This is a genomic window from Limnohabitans sp., assembly GCF_044361985.1.
Lineage (GTDB): Bacteria > Pseudomonadota > Gammaproteobacteria > Burkholderiales > Burkholderiaceae_C > Limnohabitans_A.
The window spans coordinates 1-16,217 of sequence record NZ_JBIKHV010000058.1; the positions used below are offsets into that span (position 1 = coordinate 1).

Here is a 16,217-nt window from a genome sequence, read left to right on the forward strand (position 1 = left end):
TTGGCGCTCCAGGGTTTGCACACGCCAGGGGCGGTGCCGATGGCGAGTTCAAAACGCGGGTCGCGCACGGTGAAGTACTGGGCACCGTGGTCGAAGCTGCCAAAAGCACTGGCGCGGGTCGACATGCGTCCCCCCAGGCCCCGACTTTTTTCGAACAATGTGACGTTGTGCCCAGCCTGGCGCAAGGTGCGCGCGCTGGTCACGCCGGCCAGGCCGACTCCGATGATGGCGATGTGTTGTGTGGTCATGCGATCACTTTATCCGAGAAATGGGTCTGCAGACTGCGCGGGTGGGTTATTCCCGATGTGGCGCATCAAGCGCCAATACGCTGCACCGGCCGCAGCAGGGCTTCGCGTGTGGTGGCGCTGGCCAATTGCGCCAGCCACCATTTGAGGGCAAGACCGGCAGGGGCTTGCGGGTTGTCGCGCCAGGCGTAATGGGCTGAGCTGGTGCGGGGGCTGAGCACTTGTTTGACGACCAGCAGGCCGCTGTCAATGGACGCCCGGGCCAGTGACTCGGGCAAAAATCCACCGCCCAGACCCCGCAACTGTGCTTCGAGTTTGCTGGGCATGTCGGGCACGGTGAACACGTCTTGTCCGCCTTGCAGCCCGACAGTGAGGCCGCCGCCACGGCTCACCGAGTCGGCCACGGCCACCGCGCGGTGCTGGGCCAGCGTGGCATCGGTCAGCGGCTCGGGGGCCTGGGCCAGTGGGTGGTGCCTGGCCACGGCATACACAAAAGGAACAGAACCCAGTACCTCATGCCGGATGTCGGTTTGCAGACCCGGCTCCAGCACCACGCCCAAAGCCAGATCGGCCTGGCCCGAGGTGAGCGCAGCCAGCGTGCCCGAAAGGGTTTCGTGGCGCAAGCGCAGCCGCGTGGTGGCGCCCAGGGCCAAAAAACCAGCACACAGGTCCATCACCACGCTGCGCGACACGATGCTGTCCATCGCCACCGTGAGCACGCCTTCCCAGCCAGTGGCCACACGCTTGACCCGGTTGGCCACGCTATCGATGTCTTCCAACAGGCGGCCCGCTTCGCGCAGCAGTTCTTTGCCAGCCGCGGTGGGCCGGGCTTGTCGTGCGCTGCGGTCAAAAAGCAGCACGTCCAGCGCGTCTTCCAGCTGGCGCACCCTGTAGGTCAGGGCGCTGGGAACCAGGTGAAGTGCGCGCGCCGCCGCTGCAAAGCTGCCTTGGTGTTCGATGGTTTGCAGCATGTGCAGGGTATCGGGGGTCAGCCAGTCGCGGGGTGTTTGCATGGTCAATGCTCCATCATTCAGTTAATTTGAATGATGCCAGCAAACGGCTTGCACTGCCCGGTCACCTGACAGGCCTACATTAGGTCTTGCAATTTCTGGGAGCCAGCATGTTGAACATTCGCAAGTCGTCTGAACGGGGTTACGCCGACCATGGCTGGCTCAAATCCTTTCACAGCTTTTCTTTTGCCAGCTACATGGACCCGGCCCACATGGGCTGGGGCAATCTGCGGGTCATCAACGAAGACCGCATTGCGCCGGGTACCGGCTTTGGCACCCACGGCCACCGCGACATGGAAATCATCAGCTATGTGCTGTCGGGCAATCTGGCCCACCAGGACAGCATGGGCAACGTCAAGGGCATCCCGCCCGGCGATGTGCAGCGCATGAGTGCGGGCAGTGGCGTGCGCCACAGTGAGTTCAACCATGCCGTCGGCGAGTCAACCCACTTTTTGCAGATCTGGATCGAGCCCAATGTGATCGGCATAGACCCCGGTTACGAGCAAAAATCGGTGCCCGATTCGGCCAAACGCGGGCGACTGGCGTGCGTGGCCGCCCCCGAGGCGGCTGAGTACACGGTCAAGATACACGCCGATGCCAGCCTGTATGCGGGCTTGTTCAATGGCGCTGAAAATGCTGACCTGGCCTTGAACCCCGAGCGCAAAGCCTATGTGTTTTTGCTGCGGGGCAGTCTGCAGGTCAATGGTCTGGCGCTGCAGGCCGGTGATGCGGCCCTGCTGCAAGCCGAAGCCTCGCTTCATTTGAGCCATGGCCAGGACGCTGAAGTCCTGGTGTTTGACCTCGCCCCCTGATTTTTCATTTTTTTGTGTCTTTTGTAAGGAGTTTTTCCATGGCTAAAACGGTTGTTGTTTTTCATTCTGGCTACGGCCATACCCAGCGCGTCGCGCAATTTGTGGCCCAGGGCGCCAACGCCCAGAGCGTGAGCATTGATGCCGATGGCAACATCACTGAGGCCGAATGGGCCGCACTCGACGCGGCCGACGCCATCATCTTTGGCTCGCCCACCTACATGGGCATGGCGTCGTGGCAGTTCAAGAAATTTGCCGATGCAACATCCAAGCGCTGGTACACCAGTGCCTGGAAAGACAAGGTCGCTGGCGGTTTCACCATCTCGGCCAGCCCCAGTGGCGACAAGTTGTCCACCATCCAGTACTTCATCACACTCGCCATGCAGCAAGCCATGGTCTGGGTGGGCCAGCCCGCCATGAACGATGGCACGATCAACCGCATCGGCTCCAACTCTGGCGTGATGGCTCAGGTAGGCCCGACCAGTCCCGCTGAAGATATTCCTCAAGGTGACCTCGATACCGCCAAGGCCTACGGTGAGCGCGTGGCGGCGGTGGCTGCCAAGCTGCGCGGCTGAACCTGGCGTTTGCGCCACGTCCAAAGCCGGCGTGAGCCCTTCACGCCGGCTTTTTTTATGCTTGGTGGCGGCGGGCCCTGCCCATCCGACCCCGCAGCTTGCTAGGATGACGCTATGAAAATCATCACCCTCTTGCCTTGGGCCGATTGGCTGGCACTGTTTTCGTTTTTTGGTTTGTGGGTAGGTTATGCCTGGGTGGCCAAAGTGCGCGGCTTGCGCGACCAAAGCCTGATCGCCACGACCAACCGCTATCGCCAGATGTGGATGATGCAGGCCACCGCGCGTGACCCACGTGTGCTGGACGGCGTGATCACGCAGAACCTGTCGCAAACCCCGGCCTTCTTTTCTTCCACCAGCATCATCATCATTGGGGGTTTGTTTGCGCTGATGGGGACGACCGACAAGGCGGCCGAGTTGGTCGGCGAGATCCCGTTTGCCCAAGCCACCCCCTTGCTGGTGTTTGAATTCAAGATCCTGGTTTTGGTCGGTATCTTTGTTTATGCCTTTTTCCGGTTCTCTTGGTCCATGCGGCAATACACTTTTGTGGCTTTGGTGATCGGGGCCATGCCCTCGCCCGAGGACTTTGAGGCCCAGCGCCATGACCGCCAGCATTTTGCCGAGCGGGCGGGCAACCTGGTCAGCGCGGCGGCCGAGACTTTCAACGATGGCTTGCGAGCGTATTACTTTTCATTCGCGGCCATGGCCTGGTTTTTTTCGCCGCTGGCGCTGCTGATGGGTACTGCTTTGGTGGTACTGATTTTGTACGGGCGCGAATTCCGCTCTGAGGTGCTGCAGGTTTTGCGCGACTGATGGCCCGGGGACGACCTTCTACAATGAACGTCTATGTTTGTTCACCTGCGCCTTCACACCGAATTTTCTGTTGTTGACTCCACTTGCCGCATCGACGATGTGGTCAGGATCGCGGCCAAAGATGGCCAGCCAGCACTGGCCATCACCGACCTGAACAACCTGTTTGGCACCGTCAAGTTTTACAAAGAAGGTCGCGGCAAAGGCCTCAAGCCGATCATCGGCGCCGAAATTAACCTCGAAGGCCTGGGTGCCGAGTTGGGCACCCTCAGCCGAGTCGTGCTGTTGGTGCAAAACCAGCAAGGCTACTTGAACATCTGCGAGCTGCTGGCCCGTGCCTGGACGCAGAACATTGTCAAATCCGTTGCCGTGGTCAAGCTGGTTTGGCTGAAGGAACTGTCCGAGGGCTTGATCTTGCTGTCCGGCGCGCAGGCAGGGCCTGTTGGCCAAGCCATTTTGCAGGGCGATACCGACAAGGCGACCGATGTGGCGCTGCAACTGGCTTCGATCTTTCCGCACCGCTTTTACCTTGAACTGCAACGTGCGGGGCGCCCAGAAGACGAGCCCCAGGTGGCGGGGGCTGTGGCCCTGGCTGCCCGCTTGCATTTGCCGGTGGTAGCCACTCACCCGGTGCAATTTCATACCGCTGAAGATTACGAGGCGCACGAGGCCAGGGTGTGCATATCTGAAGGCGAAATTTTGGCCAACCAGCGCCGGGTGCGTCGCTTCACACGCGAGCAATACTTCAAATCGGCCCAGCAGATGTGTACTTTGTTTGCCGATGTGCCCAGTGCGATCGCCAACACGCTGGAAATCGCCAAGCGCTGCAACCTGACCTTGGTGCTGGGCAAGCCACAGTTGCCCAATTTCCCGATTCCCCCCGTGAACGGCGTGGTGATGTCGGTGGAAGCCTATTTTCGCCATGTGTCGCATGAAGGCCTCGAGGCGCGTCTGAACCACCTGTTTCCGCTGGAAAGCTTGCGCGCCCAGGAACGCCCGCGCTATGTGGAACGCCTTGAGTTCGAGCTGACCACCATTTTGAACATGGGTTTTCCGGGCTATTTCCTGATCGTGGGTGACTTCATCCAATGGGCCAAAGCCAATGGCTGCCCTGTGGGGCCAGGCCGAGGTTCCGGTGCCGGCTCGCTGGTGGCCTATTCGCTCAAGATCACCGACCTGGACCCATTGCAATACAACTTGCTGTTTGAGCGGTTTTTGAACCCTGAGCGGGTGTCCATGCCCGACTTCGACATTGATTTTTGCCAGACCAACCGCGATCGGGTGATCGAGTATGTGAAGCAAAAGTATGGCCGCGAGGCCGTCAGCCAGATCGTGACTTTTGGCACCATGGCCGCGCGTGCAGCCATTCGCGATGTCGGCCGCGTGCTGGACATGAGCTACACCTTTTGCGATGGCATCAGCAAGCTCATTCCCAACAAGCCGGGCATGTCGGTCACGCTGCAATACCCGCCGGCCACTCCCAAAGAGGGCGACAAGAACAACTACGCCATCGCCATGGAGCCGATCCTGGCCGAGCGCATCGAGCGCGAAGAAGATGTCAAGACCTTGATCGAGTTGGCGCAAAAGCTCGAAGGCATGACCCGCAACGTGGGCATGCACGCGGGGGGCGTGTTGATCGCGCCGGGCAAGCTGACTGACTTTTGCCCGCTCTACCAGCAGCCGGGCAGCGTATCGGCGGTGAGCCAGTACGACAAGGACGACGTGGAAGCGGCGGGCTTGGTGAAGTTTGACTTTTTGGGCTTGGCCACGCTGACCATTTTGGAAATAGCCCGCGAATTCATCGTTCGCAGGCACAAGGGGCAGGAAGACTTTGCCTTTGAAAACATCCCGCTGGACGATGCGCGGACCTACAAATTGTTTGCCGATGGCAAGACCGAGGCCGTGTTCCAGTTTGAAAGCCGCGGCATGCAGGGCATGCTGCGCGATGCACGCCCCAGCCGTCTGGAAGACCTGATTGCCCTGAACGCGCTGTACCGACCCGGCCCCATGGACCTGATTCCCAGCTTTGTGGCACGCAAACATGGTCGCGAGGTGATCGAGTACCCGCACCCGCTGGTGGCCGATATGCTCAGCGAGACCTACGGCATCATGGTCTACCAGGAGCAGGTGATGCAGACCGCCCAGATTCTGGGCGGCTACAGCTTGGGCGGCGCCGACATGTTGCGTCGGGCCATGGGCAAGAAGAAGGCCGAAGAAATGGCCGAACACCGCGCCATTTTCCGTGCTGGTGCGGCCAAGAATGACATCGGCGAAGAAAAAGCCGACGAAGTTTTTGACTTGATGGAGAAGTTCGCTGGCTACGGCTTCAACAAGTCGCACGCGGCCGCTTATTCGCTGTTGGCCTACCACACCGGTTGGCTCAAGGTGCATTACACCGCCGAGTTTTTCTGCGCCAACATGACGGTGGAGATGGACGACACCGACAAACTCAAGGTGCTGCACGAAGATGCGCTCAAGTTCGGCATCACGTTTGACCCGCCCGATGTGAACCGCGGCACCCACCGCTTTGAGCCGGTCACAGACAAGATCATCCGTTACGGTCTGGGGGCCATCAAGGGCACAGGCCAGCAGGCGATTGACGCGATTGTGGCGGCCCGCCAAGAGGGTGGACCCTTCACCAGCCTGTTCGACTTTGCCGTGCGCGTGGACCGCAGCCGCATCAACAAACGCACCGTGGATGCGCTCATCAAGGCTGGGGCTTTTGACGCGCTGCATATGAACCGGGCGGCTTTGTCGGCCAGTATTGACAAGGCTTTCGAATTTGCCAGTGCCGCTGTGGCCAATGCCAATCAGGGCGGCTTGTTTGACATGCTGGGCGACGATTCACACGGCTCCAGCACGCAAGAGCCTGAGCTGGTTGAGGTCATGCCCTGGGGCATCAAGGAACGCTTGCTGCTCGAGAAAACAGCCGTAGGCTTCTTCTTGTCGGGCCACCTGTTTGACGCGGTTGAGCGCGAGGTGCGCCAGTTTGCGCGCCGCAAGATCGACGACCTGATCGACAGCCGGGAGTCCATGGTGCTGGCGGGCATCGTGACCGATTTGCGCATCATCAACGGTCAGCGCGGCAAAGTAGCGATCTTCAAGCTCGACGACAAATCGGGCGCAATGGAGGCCACCGCCGACGAGGCCTTGATCAATTCGGCCAAGCATTTGCTGAAAGACGACGAACTCATCGTTGTCACGGCCAAGATGCAGGCGGACCGTTTTTCGGGTGGCTTCCGTCTCAAGATCGAACAGATCATGGACTTGGGTGCAGCCCGTTGCCGGTATGGCAAATACCTGCGTGTGGCGGTGAATGGCCGGGCGCCAGACATCGCCCGCTTGGTCAAGGAATTCCCGGCGCAGCGAGAGCAAACGGACCAAGGTGACCTGGTGCGTGGCCTGGGTGTGCGCCTGGTGCTGGAGCGGCGCAGCGACGAGCTGGCTGCCCGCGTCGAACTGGCACTGGGTGAAGCCGCCAAATTTTTCCCGACCGACGCGGCCCTGACCAGCTGGATGGCCCAGGCCGATCAGGGGCAGGCGCAGATTGTTTACGATTAAACCGATCAAGGAGACCTTTGATGAAAGCAGCCTGGTACAGCCAGAACGGTGAAGCCCAAGACGTGATGCAGGTGGGTGAATTGCCCACGCCCAGTCCTCAAGCGGGTGAGGTGCTGGTGCGCATGGCCGCGTCGGGGGTCAATCCGTCGGACGTCAAGTCTCGCCGGGCACGGCCCCTGACCGATCCGCTGGTGGTGCCCCACAGCGACGGCGCGGGTGTTATCGAAGCCGTGGGCGAGGGCGTGCCGGCCTCGCGCGTGGGGCAACGGGTGTGGGTCTGGAACGGTCAATGGCAAAGGCCTCTGGGCACCTGTGCCCAGTACATCGCCTTGCCCGAAGCCCAAGCGGTGGCGTTGCCGGAGGGGACTGACTTTGCCGCTGGGGCTTGCATGGGCATTCCCGGCCTCACGGCAATGCAGTCGGTCATTTTGGCCGAGCGACTGGCCGGTGATTTGCGTGGCAAAACCGTGTTAGTCACCGGAGCCTCGTCGGCCGTGGGGCATTACATCACCCAGATGGTGACCTTGGTCGGGGGGCGAGCCATCGGCACCGTAGGTTCTGAAGCCAAGGCCGCACATGCCCGCGCAGCGGGTTTGCAAGAAGCCATTTTTTACAAGACCGAGTCGGTGCCTGAGCGCGTCAAGGCCTTGACGCAAGGCCGCGGTGCAGATGTCATCGTCGACATGGATTTTTCGACCACCGCACGCTGGGCCGCCGAAGGGGCTTTGGCCGCGCACGGCCAGGTGGTCTGCTACGGCTCGAACGCGCCGGATGTTTCGCTGCCGTTCAGGCCTTGGCTGTTTCAGTCAATCGGCGTGAAGTTTTTTCTGGTCTACGACCTGACGCCTGCTGATCGCCAATTGGCCGTGGCCCGCCTTTCGGACATGTTGGCCCAGAAGCAGCTGCAGCACAGCATTGGCGCCCGCTTTTCGCTGGACCAGATCGCCGAGGCCCACCGCACTGTTGAGGCGGGGCAGACGGTGGGTAATGTGGTGGTGGATTTTTGAGCCTGGCATCGCGCTCGCTCTAACGGGGCGCTCAGGTCGATGGCGAAAGAAGCTGCCAAGATCAATCCAACGGCCTGAACCCCAGCACGATCACCGGCGGCACGCGGCCATCGGTGTCTTTGGGCAAGACTTCGGTTTTGTCGATGGCGCGCAGCACCGCTTCGTCCCAGGCCTTGTTGCCGCTGGACTGCACAATGCGTCGGCTCAGGATGGTGCCATCTGGGCTGACTTTGACTTCGACCTCGGCCCGGGCATTGCCTGCTGCATCCCCCGTGTAGGTGATGTTGGGTTTGATGCGCGCCACCAGGCGGCCTCCGTAGCTGGCCGACGGACCCGATGACTTGAGGGCTGTGCCGCTGGCATTTTCTCCGCCTGAAGCACCGGCCATGCCTTGCATGCGCTGGAGGTTTTCTTGGCGCAGCGCGTCGGCTTGGGCAGCATCGGCTTTCTCTGCTTTTTCGGCCTTGGCTTTTTCAGTGGCCTTTTTCTTGTCGCGCTCTTTTTCGGCCTGTGCTTTTTTCTCTTTGGCCAGTTTTTCTTTTTCGAGTTCTTTGCGCTTGTTTTCTGCCTTGGTTTTCTCAGCTTTTTCCTTCTCGGCCTTGTCCTTCTCAGCTTTCTCTTTCTCGACCTTCAGCTTTTCAGCTTTGAGTTTTGCGACCTTGTCGGCTTCTTTTTTCTTCTCTTGTTGTTTTTTCTTTTCAAGCGCAATTTGCGCGTCACGCAATTCCAGCGCTGGATCTGGGGCCGGTGGTGGTGGCGGTGTGGGTTTGACCGGCGCTGCAGGCGTTGGCTCGGGCACGGGTTCGGGCTGCAGCTCCGGCGGGGGCTCTTGCAGTCGGGGGGCTGCGGCTTGCGGCACGGCGGACCATAGCTCGGCTTCGGCTTGAACGGACTGGGGTTGGGTTTTCCAGGCCGTGGCCAGGCCCAGCGCCAGGAACAGCAACACGTGGACAATGCCCGCGACCACCCAGGCTCGCCCCGTTCCGGCAGGTGCCGGCGGGGCAAATTCGAGGTGAGGCAGTTTCTGGCTGTTCAAACCCGGACCCTCAAGGCGCCAGTTGGACCGACAGGCCCACGCGGGCGATGCCTGCGCGTTGCAGGCTGTCCATGACCTTGACCACGGTTTCGTATTTCACGCTGCGGTCGGCGCTGATGACCACGGCCGTGTTGTCTTCTTCGCCCACAAGGCTTTTGACGCTGCCCGCCACGCTGGTGAGGGTGGCGCTGTCGGTTTTGCCGTCGGTGACCAGTTCCAGGCGTTCGTCTTTCTGGATCACGATTTGAATGACTTTGTCAGGTTGTTTGGCCGCTTTGCCAACGCTGGGCAAGTCGACCACGCTGGGGGTGATCATGGGCGCGGTGACCATGAAGATGATGAGCAACACCAGCATCACGTCAATGAAAGGCACCATGTTGATTTCAGAGATGGTGCGGCGTCCGCGACCCCGGGATGAGATGGCTGGCATGGGCGACTCCGTCTTTCAGTGGCCAGAGGCCGAGCCGCTGGTCCCCGTGGCCCCCAGGCTGCGCTGCAGGATGTTGGAGAACTCTTCGATGAAGGTTTCCAGCTTGATGGCGATGCGGTCCACATCGTGCGAAAAACGGTTGTAGGCCAGCACGGCGGGAATGGCAGAAAACAGACCGATAGCCGTGGCCACCAGCGCTTCGGCAATGCCCGGGGCCACCGTGGCCAGGGTGACTTGCTGCAAGCTGGCCAGGCCGGTGAAGGCGTGCATGATGCCCCACACCGTGCCAAACAAGCCGACGTAAGGCGATATGGAACCGACCGAGGCCAAAAAGGCCAGCTGGGATTCAGCGACATCCATTTCGCGTTGAAAGCTCGCCCGCATGGCGCGGCGTGCGCCGTCGAGCAGGGTGCCCGCATCGCTGATGTGTCGCTCGCGCAGTTTTTGGTATTCGCGCATGCCGCTGGCAAAAATACGCTCCATGGGGCCCGTCAGCTTGGCGTTCTGGCTGGCAGCGTTGAACAACTCGTTCAGACTGGTGCCGGACCAAAAAACACGTTCAAACTCTTCGTTCAGGTTTTTGATGCGCTTGATGGCGCTGAGCTTGCGCACGATGGCCGCCCAACTGGCCACTGAAATCCCCAGCAGCAGCAAGACCACCAGTTGCACGACAAAACTGGCGTGCAAAAGCAGCGAGACGATGGACATGTCTTGGTTCATTTCATGGCTTTCAGAACGGGGGCCGGAATGCGGCCCGGTTTCAAGGTGGTGCTGTCGACCCAGCCCAAGCGAATCGTGGCTTCGGCCAGCAGTCGGTCGCTGGTTTGAGTATGGCCCGCTGTGCGCAAGTAGGCGCGCTGGGCAATGGTGAGGCTTGCGCGGCCTGCGTCTTGCAGCTCGGCGGTGACGGTCAGGATGTCGTCCAGTCGGGCCGGTGCGAGGTATTTGACGGTGGTTTCGCTGACCACGAACATGCCACGGGTTTCTTCGCGCAACAGTTGTTGCCCAAAGCCCAGTTCGCGCAACCATTCGGTGCGCGCTCGTTCAAAAAACTTCAGGTAGTTGGCATAAAAAACGATGCCGCCGGCATCCGTGTCTTCCCAGTAGATTCGGATGGGGTGCTGAAACGGGGTGTGTGTTTCCTGGGGGGTGCTCATGGTTGCAACCAGGCTTTCAGGCGGGCGATGGCGGTGTGCAGTTCAGCCATCGAATTGGCGGTGGAAAAGCGTACAAAGCGGGCGGTCTGGTCGGTGCCGAAGTCTCGGCCAGGTGTGATGGCCACATGCGCATGCTCGAGTGCTGCGAAGGCGAATTCCCAGCTGTCTTTCAGGCCCAGCTTTTGGCAGGCTGCCGAGCAATCGGCCCAAGCGTAAAACGCGCCATCGGGGGGCACAGGCACCGTCAGGCCAAGTTCGTTCAGGGCTGGAATGAAGTAGTCGCGCCTGGCCTTGAACTCAGCGCGGCGGCGCTCGTATTCAGCCAGGCTCTCGGGTTCAAAGCAGGCGAGGGCGGCTTGTTGCGCCACGGTGCTGGCGCAAATGAACAGGTTTTGCGCCAGGCGTTCCAGCACAGGCGTGAGCTGCTCAGGCACCACCAGCCAGCCCAGCCGCCAGCCGGTCATGTTGAAGTATTTGCTGAAGCTGTTGATGCTGATGATGTCGTCACCCAGTGCCAGGGCGCTTTGGCCAAACTGCGCGTCGTGGCTCAAGCCGAGGTAAATCTCATCGATCAAGGTGATGCCGCCATGGGCACGCACCACGTCCACGATTCGAGCCAGCTCGGTCGGCTCAATCGAGGTGCCTGTGGGGTTGGACGGTGATGCCAGCAAGACGCCACGGGTATGGGGGCCCCAGGCAGCAGCCACTTTGTCGGCGCTGAGTTGATAGCGTTCTTCGGCCGTGGTGGGCACCAGCACCGCTGTGCCCTCGGCCGCGCTCACAAAGTGGCGGTTGCAGGGGTAGCTTGGGTCGGGCATGAGGACTTCATCACCCCGGTCGATCAGCGCCAGACAGGCCAGTTGCAGCGCCGCCGATGCGCCCGCCGTGACCACGATGCGGCTGGCGGGTACCGTGACGCCAAAGCGCGTGCCGTACCAAGCGCTGATGGCTTGGCGCAGGGTGTCCAAGCCCAGCGCCGGGGTGTATTGCGTTTGGCCTGACTGAATCGCCGCCTGTGCCGCTTGTTGGACCCGGGGCGGGGCGGTGAAGTCGGGCTCGCCAATGTTCAGAAACACCACGGGCCGATCGGTGTGCGCGACCTCGCGGGCTTTTTGAGAGGCGGCTTTGGCCACCTCCATCACATAAAAAGGCTCAATGCGCTGAGCGCGCTGGGATATGCGCATGGCGGTCAAATCTATCGGTCGCGACCGGGCTGGGGCGCAGCCTGTCGATAGGCCTGAACCTCTGCGCTGCGCAGTTCGGGCGCCAGGCCGTTGAGCACGGCGTTGACGTATTTATGGCCGTCGGTGCCGCCAAAGTCTTTGGCCAGCTCGATGCACTCGTTCAGGACCACGCGCCAGGGCACGTCTAGGCAGTGCTGCATTTCATAGACGCCGATCCACATGATGGCGTGCTCGACGGGCGAAATTTCAGCAAAGCTGCGGTCCAGTTTGGGCAGGATCAGGGCATCCAATGCCAGGGCCTGTTCTGTGCAACCGTAGAGCAGGGCATCGTAGTGGGCCGAGTCGGCTTTGTGAAAGCCTGACAAGTCGCGCGTGAAGACGTCGATGTCGGCGGTTTCGTTGCGCCCAACGATGTGCTGGTAAAGCGCTTGCAGTGCAAATTCACGCGAGCGACTGCGCGCCGGCTTGGCCGAGGACTTGCGCGAGCCTGAAGCACCCGTTTTGGCGCCTTCTAAGGAGGTGTCCGGTGAGCTGGTTTCTTCGTTCATCAAGTCGTCTTTTCGTCGTCGAGGTCATCGGCCAGCTCAGCCATGTCAGCGGCCAGGTCGTCCATGATGCAAGCCATCTCGACCGCGACACGGGCGGCATCGCGGCCTTTTTCGGTCTGGCGCGCGATGGCTTGTTGCAGGTTTTCCGTGGTCAAGATCGCGTTGGCGATGGGCAGGTTGTAGTCGAGTGACACGCGGCTGACGCCGGCGCCCGATTCGTTGGCCACCAGTTCAAAGTGGTAAGTCTCGCCCCGGATGATGCAGCCCAAAGCGATGAGCGCGTCGTATTCGGCACGCTCGGCCATGGCTTGCAAGGCCACGGGCACTTCCAGGGCGCCTGGCACCATGACGTGGTCGATGCTGGTCACACCCAGGGTTTGCAATTCTTCGATACAGGCCTTGGCCAGCGCATTGGTGATGTCTTCGTTGAAGCGGGCTTGCACAATGCCGATGTGCAGGAATTGACCGTCAAGTTCTTCGGCTTGGCCTTTGTTGGCTTCGAGCATTTTTTTATTCCTTGGGGATGTAAGCGGTTATTTCGAGGCCATAGCCCATCATGCTGGGCATGCGGCGGGGCTGGCCCATGAGTTTCATTTTGTGTACGCCACATTCGCGCAGGATCTGGGCCCCAACACCGTAGGTGCGCAGGTCCATCTTGCCGCGTTCGGGTGCTTGCGCCGAACGGGCGCGGCCTTCAAATTGCGCCAGCAACTGATCGGCCGATTCACCGCAGTTGAGCAGCACAGCCACGCCGCAGCCATGGGCGTTGATGTATTGCAAGCTGGTGTCCAGGCCCCAGGAGTGCATGGTGCGATTGACTTCCAACGCGTCCAGAACGGACAGTGGTTCATGCACCCGAACTGGCACTTCGGATTCAGCAGACCATTGGCCTTTGACCAGCGCCAGGTGCACGGTTTGACTGGGTTTGTCGCGAAAAGCATGCGCGGTGAATTCACCGTGCGCAGTTTGCAGGGGTCGACTGCCGATGCGCTCGATCAGGGTTTCGTTGCGGCTGCGGTACTGGATCAGGTCGGCAATGGTGCCGATCTTCAGGCCGTGCTCAGCCGCAAACAATTGCAAATCGGGCAGACGGGCCATGGTGCCGTCGTCCTTCATGATTTCGCAGATCACCGACGAGGCGCTGCACCCAGCCATGGCGGCCAGGTCACAACCGGCTTCGGTGTGGCCTGCGCGCATGAGCACGCCGCCGTCCACGGCCTGCAGCGGAAAGATGTGACCGGGTTGCACCAGGTCTGTGGGCTGTGTATTGCGTGCCACGGCCACTTGCACCGTCTTGGCGCGGTCAGCGGCCGAGATGCCGGTGGTTACGCCCTCGGCCGCTTCAATGGAAACGGTGAAGGCGGTGCTGTAAAAGGTGCCGTTGCGGGCAGCCATAGGGGGGAGTTTGAGGAACTCGCAGCGTTCGCGGGTCAGGGTCAGGCAAATCAGGCCGCGGCCAAAACGGGCCATGAAGTTGATGGCTTCTGGCGTGACATGGTCGGCGGCGAGCACCAGGTCACCTTCGTTTTCGCGGTCTTCTTCGTCGACCAGGATCACCATGCGACCGGCTTTCATATCGGCCACGATCTCTTGAACAGGAGAAATGGCCACGGGTTGCAGTTGCACGGGGGTGTTCATGGTTTGTCCTGTTGTGTCGCTTCGAGGCTGAGCATGCGCTCAACGTAGCGGGCCACGGTGTCGATTTCGAGGTTGACTCGGCTGCCTGCCTTGAGGCCGCCGAGCGCAGTGTTTTCCACCGTGTGGGGAATCAGGTTGATGCTGATCTCGCAGCCTTGGTCCTGATCGACCACACGGTTGACGGTCAGGCTGACGCCGTTGACGGTGATGGAGCCCTTGTAGGCCAAGTATTTGGCCAGGGCTTGAGGGGCCGTGATGCGCAACTCCCAGCTTTCGCCGATTTGCTCGAAGTGGCTGATCTGTCCCACGCCATCGACGTGGCCGGACACGATGTGCCCGCCCAGACGGTCGTTGGCGCGCAAGGCTTTTTCGAGGTTGACGGTACCCGCTTGGTCGAGACCGCTGGTTTTGTCCAGCGATTCTGCCGAGATGTCGATCGTGAATTGTCGGCTCTCGGGGTGGAAGGTGGTGACCGTCATGCAAGCGCCGTTAAGGGCGATGCTGTCGCCCAAGCCCACATCGTCAAGGTACCCGGCGGGGGCCTCGATGGTGAGGCGCTTGCCGTGTTGTAAAGAGCGACCCAGGTCGTGAATGGCGACGATTCGCCCCACGCCGGTGATGATTCCGGTGAACATAGCTGTCTATTTTCGCAGGTAAAGAAGGTTAATCGGGCTGGCGTGCAAGAAAAAAGCGCGCAGCTGGTTTTGCCCGTGCCGTCTGGGCACTATCAGGGAAAACCAAGGCATGACGGGTCATAGGCTGCGCCTAAAATGTTGCATTGCAGCAGATTTTGCATTTGCAGTCTTTCACCAGGAGTTTCCATTGCCGGTCAAGTCCCCTGTCAAGTCAGTCAAGTCGGTCAAGTCTGCTCAATCGGCCCAAGCGGACCGTTCTGGCAGCCCTGAAGCTGTTCGGACGATCAAGAAGTACCCCAACCGGCGTTTGTACGACACCGAAACCTCTGGCTACATCACACTGGCTGAGATCAAGAAACTGGTTATGGCGGCCGAACCTTTGGTGGTGCTGGATGCCAAAACGGGTGATGACCTGACGCGATCCATCTTGTTGCAGATCATTCTCGAAGAGGAGTCTGCAGGGGTGCCCATGTTCAGCGAGGCGGTGTTGTCCAACATCATCCGGTTTTATGGCCATGCCATGCAGGGGCACATGGGCTCTTATCTTGAGAATCATGTCCAGTCATTCATGGACTGGCAAAGCAAGCTGGGCGAGTCCAGTCCTGCGCTGAGCCCTGAGGTTTGGGCGCAGTTCATGCAGTGGCAAACCCCCTTGATGCAAAGCATGTTTTCCGGTCTGGCCAATCCTTCCCAAAACGTCATGTCACAAATGCAGGATCAGATGCAAAAGCAGATCCAGAAAAACACCGAGCAGTTGCTGGGTGCGCTGGGTTTTAAGGCTTGAGGAGTGTCTTGATGCCCTTGACTGTCCGAAGGGCCGTTTTTGCGGGGACAATGCAGGGATGAGTGAAATCACCGCAACTGCACCCCTTCCCACCCCCAAGGTGGGTTTTGTCAGCCTTGGCTGCCCCAAAGCACTGACCGATTCCGAATTAATCCTCACGCAACTGAGCGCCGAGGGTTACCAGACCTCCAAAACTTTTGAGGGCGCTGACCTGGTCATCGTCAACACCTGTGGCTTCATTGACGAAGCCATTCAGGAAAGTCTGGACACCATTGCCGAGGCCCTGAATGAGAACGGCAAGGTGATCGTGACGGGCTGTCTGGGCGCCAAAACGGGTGCGGGTGGTGGCAACATGGTTCTGGAAATGCACCCCAGCGTTTTAGCGGTGACCGGACCCCACGCCACCCAGGAGGTGATGGATGCTGTGCATGCCTATTTGCCCAAACCCCATGACCCGTTTCTGGACCTGGTGCCTGGCGGCTTTGGCGAGGCAGGTCTGAAGCTGACGCCTCGTCATTACGCTTACTTGAAGATCAGCGAAGGCTGTAACCACCGCTGCACGTTTTGCATCATCCCGTCCATGCGGGGTGACTTGGTGTCACGCCCGATCGGCGATGTGTTGAAAGAGGCCAAAGCCTTGTTTACCGGCGGCGTGAAGGAGCTGTTGGTCATCAGTCAAGACACTTCCGCTTATGGCGTGGATGTGAAATACCGCACGGGCTTTTGGGATGGCAAGCCCGTCAAGACCCGCATGCTTGAACTGGTGCAGGCGCTGGGTGAAATGGCCCGCG

18 protein-coding genes are annotated in these 16,217 nt (G+C 60.3%); 7 read left to right on the forward strand and 11 right to left on the reverse strand.

Annotated elements, in window-relative coordinates; all coding sequences use genetic code 11:
• On the reverse strand, nucleotides 1-248 hold a 248-nt coding region (locus ACIQ3A_RS10325; protein ID WP_396431657.1), incomplete at its 3' end, for an FAD-dependent oxidoreductase.
• Between the two features lie 65 nt (nucleotides 249-313).
• Nucleotides 314-1,258 carry a LysR family transcriptional regulator gene (locus ACIQ3A_RS10330; RefSeq protein WP_396431658.1) on the reverse strand — a complete coding sequence of 315 codons (945 nt, stop codon included), beginning with the start codon at nucleotides 1,256-1,258 and terminating at the stop codon, nucleotides 314-316.
• A 107-nt stretch (nucleotides 1,259-1,365) separates the two neighbouring features.
• Between ACIQ3A_RS10330 and ACIQ3A_RS10335 the strand changes: the two genes are divergently transcribed.
• From ACIQ3A_RS10335 to ACIQ3A_RS10355, 5 genes are all read left to right on the forward strand, one after another.
• A complete protein-coding gene (locus ACIQ3A_RS10335; protein ID WP_396431659.1) occupies nucleotides 1,366-2,067 on the forward strand; it encodes a pirin family protein in 702 nt (233 codons plus the stop codon).
• 38 nt (nucleotides 2,068-2,105) lie between these two features.
• Nucleotides 2,106-2,639 carry a flavodoxin family protein gene (locus ACIQ3A_RS10340; protein WP_396431660.1) on the forward strand — a complete coding sequence of 178 codons (534 nt, stop codon included), beginning with the start codon at nucleotides 2,106-2,108 and terminating at the stop codon, nucleotides 2,637-2,639.
• Nucleotides 2,640-2,753: 114 nt separating this feature from the next.
• Nucleotides 2,754-3,449, forward strand: coding sequence for a DUF599 domain-containing protein (locus tag ACIQ3A_RS10345; protein WP_396431661.1), 696 nt, complete (start codon nucleotides 2,754-2,756; stop codon nucleotides 3,447-3,449).
• Between the two features lie 33 nt (nucleotides 3,450-3,482).
• Nucleotides 3,483-7,007 carry a DNA polymerase III subunit alpha gene (dnaE, locus tag ACIQ3A_RS10350; protein ID WP_396431662.1) on the forward strand — a complete coding sequence of 1,175 codons (3,525 nt, stop codon included), beginning with the start codon at nucleotides 3,483-3,485 and terminating at the stop codon, nucleotides 7,005-7,007.
• 20 nt (nucleotides 7,008-7,027) lie between these two features.
• The gene (locus ACIQ3A_RS10355) at nucleotides 7,028-8,014 is read left to right on the forward strand and encodes an NADPH:quinone reductase (RefSeq protein ID WP_396431663.1); all 987 of its coding nucleotides are present in this window, start codon (nucleotides 7,028-7,030) and stop codon (nucleotides 8,012-8,014) included.
• A 61-nt stretch (nucleotides 8,015-8,075) separates the two neighbouring features.
• Here ACIQ3A_RS10355 and tolA read toward each other — a convergent pair whose 3' ends face one another.
• From tolA to ACIQ3A_RS10400, 9 genes are read right to left on the reverse strand one after another with little or no spacing between them, the layout of a single operon-like run.
• Nucleotides 8,076-9,050, reverse strand: a complete 975-nt coding sequence (tolA, locus tag ACIQ3A_RS10360; RefSeq protein WP_396431664.1) for a cell envelope integrity protein TolA — start codon at nucleotides 9,048-9,050, stop codon at nucleotides 8,076-8,078.
• A 10-nt stretch (nucleotides 9,051-9,060) separates the two neighbouring features.
• Nucleotides 9,061-9,480 carry an ExbD/TolR family protein gene (locus ACIQ3A_RS10365; protein WP_396431665.1) on the reverse strand — a complete coding sequence of 140 codons (420 nt, stop codon included), beginning with the start codon at nucleotides 9,478-9,480 and terminating at the stop codon, nucleotides 9,061-9,063.
• 15 nt (nucleotides 9,481-9,495) lie between these two features.
• Entirely contained in the window at nucleotides 9,496-10,200 is a 705-nt protein-coding gene (tolQ, locus tag ACIQ3A_RS10370; RefSeq protein WP_396431666.1) for a protein TolQ, read from the reverse strand.
• On the reverse strand, nucleotides 10,197-10,637 hold the full coding sequence (ybgC, locus tag ACIQ3A_RS10375; protein ID WP_396431667.1) for a tol-pal system-associated acyl-CoA thioesterase: 441 nt from the start codon (nucleotides 10,635-10,637) through the stop codon (nucleotides 10,197-10,199). Before ybgC ends, tolQ begins: the two co-directional genes overlap by 4 nt.
• A complete protein-coding gene (locus ACIQ3A_RS10380) occupies nucleotides 10,634-11,821 on the reverse strand; it encodes a pyridoxal phosphate-dependent aminotransferase (protein ID WP_396431668.1) in 1,188 nt (395 codons plus the stop codon). Before ACIQ3A_RS10380 ends, ybgC begins: the two co-directional genes overlap by 4 nt.
• 11 nt (nucleotides 11,822-11,832) lie before the next feature.
• Entirely contained in the window at nucleotides 11,833-12,369 is a 537-nt protein-coding gene (gene nusB, locus ACIQ3A_RS10385) for a transcription antitermination factor NusB (protein ID WP_396431669.1), read from the reverse strand.
• Nucleotides 12,369-12,875, reverse strand: coding sequence for a 6,7-dimethyl-8-ribityllumazine synthase (ribH, locus tag ACIQ3A_RS10390; protein ID WP_396431670.1), 507 nt, complete (start codon nucleotides 12,873-12,875; stop codon nucleotides 12,369-12,371). Before ribH ends, nusB begins: the two co-directional genes overlap by 1 nt.
• A gap of 4 nt (nucleotides 12,876-12,879) precedes the next feature.
• Complete coding sequence (gene ribBA, locus ACIQ3A_RS10395) at nucleotides 12,880-14,007, reverse strand: bifunctional 3,4-dihydroxy-2-butanone-4-phosphate synthase/GTP cyclohydrolase II (protein ID WP_396431671.1); 1,128 nt, start codon at nucleotides 14,005-14,007, stop codon at nucleotides 12,880-12,882.
• Nucleotides 14,004-14,642 carry a riboflavin synthase gene (locus ACIQ3A_RS10400; protein WP_396431672.1) on the reverse strand — a complete coding sequence of 213 codons (639 nt, stop codon included), beginning with the start codon at nucleotides 14,640-14,642 and terminating at the stop codon, nucleotides 14,004-14,006. The genes ribBA and ACIQ3A_RS10400 overlap by 4 nt, the downstream gene beginning before the upstream one ends.
• Before the next feature lie 124 nt (nucleotides 14,643-14,766).
• Between ACIQ3A_RS10400 and phaR the strand changes: the two genes are divergently transcribed.
• Nucleotides 14,767-15,426 (forward strand): polyhydroxyalkanoate synthesis repressor PhaR, encoded by a 660-nt coding sequence (phaR, locus tag ACIQ3A_RS10405; RefSeq protein WP_396431674.1) that lies wholly within the window; start codon nucleotides 14,767-14,769, stop codon nucleotides 15,424-15,426.
• A gap of 58 nt (nucleotides 15,427-15,484) precedes the next feature.
• The coding region (locus ACIQ3A_RS10410) for a radical SAM protein (RefSeq protein ID WP_396431673.1) at nucleotides 15,485-16,217 on the forward strand (733 nt) is incomplete at its 3' end.

Excerpts from the sequence above, each read along its gene's own strand:
- ACIQ3A_RS10345 (WP_396431661.1), top strand. The coding sequence starts at position 2,754 with ATGAAAATCATCACCCTCTTGCCTTGGGCCGATTGGCTGGCACTGTTT.
- tolQ (WP_396431666.1), bottom strand. The coding sequence starts at position 10,200 with ATGAACCAAGACATGTCCATCGTCTCGCTGCTTTTGCACGCCAGTTTT.
- ribH (WP_396431670.1), bottom strand. The coding sequence starts at position 12,875 with ATGCTCGAAGCCAACAAAGGCCAAGCCGAAGAACTTGACGGTCAATTC.
- ACIQ3A_RS10335 (WP_396431659.1), top strand. The coding sequence starts at position 1,366 with ATGTTGAACATTCGCAAGTCGTCTGAACGGGGTTACGCCGACCATGGC.
- ACIQ3A_RS10380 (WP_396431668.1), bottom strand. The coding sequence starts at position 11,821 with ATGCGCATATCCCAGCGCGCTCAGCGCATTGAGCCTTTTTATGTGATG.
- ribBA (WP_396431671.1), bottom strand. The coding sequence starts at position 14,007 with ATGAACACCCCCGTGCAACTGCAACCCGTGGCCATTTCTCCTGTTCAA.
- ACIQ3A_RS10400 (WP_396431672.1), bottom strand. The coding sequence starts at position 14,642 with ATGTTCACCGGAATCATCACCGGCGTGGGGCGAATCGTCGCCATTCAC.
- ybgC (WP_396431667.1), bottom strand. The coding sequence starts at position 10,637 with ATGAGCACCCCCCAGGAAACACACACCCCGTTTCAGCACCCCATCCGA.
- ACIQ3A_RS10340 (WP_396431660.1), top strand. The coding sequence starts at position 2,106 with ATGGCTAAAACGGTTGTTGTTTTTCATTCTGGCTACGGCCATACCCAG.
- ACIQ3A_RS10355 (WP_396431663.1), top strand. The coding sequence starts at position 7,028 with ATGAAAGCAGCCTGGTACAGCCAGAACGGTGAAGCCCAAGACGTGATG.
- ACIQ3A_RS10330 (WP_396431658.1), bottom strand. The coding sequence starts at position 1,258 with ATGCAAACACCCCGCGACTGGCTGACCCCCGATACCCTGCACATGCTG.
- dnaE (WP_396431662.1), top strand. The coding sequence starts at position 3,483 with ATGTTTGTTCACCTGCGCCTTCACACCGAATTTTCTGTTGTTGACTCC.
- nusB (WP_396431669.1), bottom strand. The coding sequence starts at position 12,369 with ATGAACGAAGAAACCAGCTCACCGGACACCTCCTTAGAAGGCGCCAAA.
- ACIQ3A_RS10365 (WP_396431665.1), bottom strand. The coding sequence starts at position 9,480 with ATGCCAGCCATCTCATCCCGGGGTCGCGGACGCCGCACCATCTCTGAA.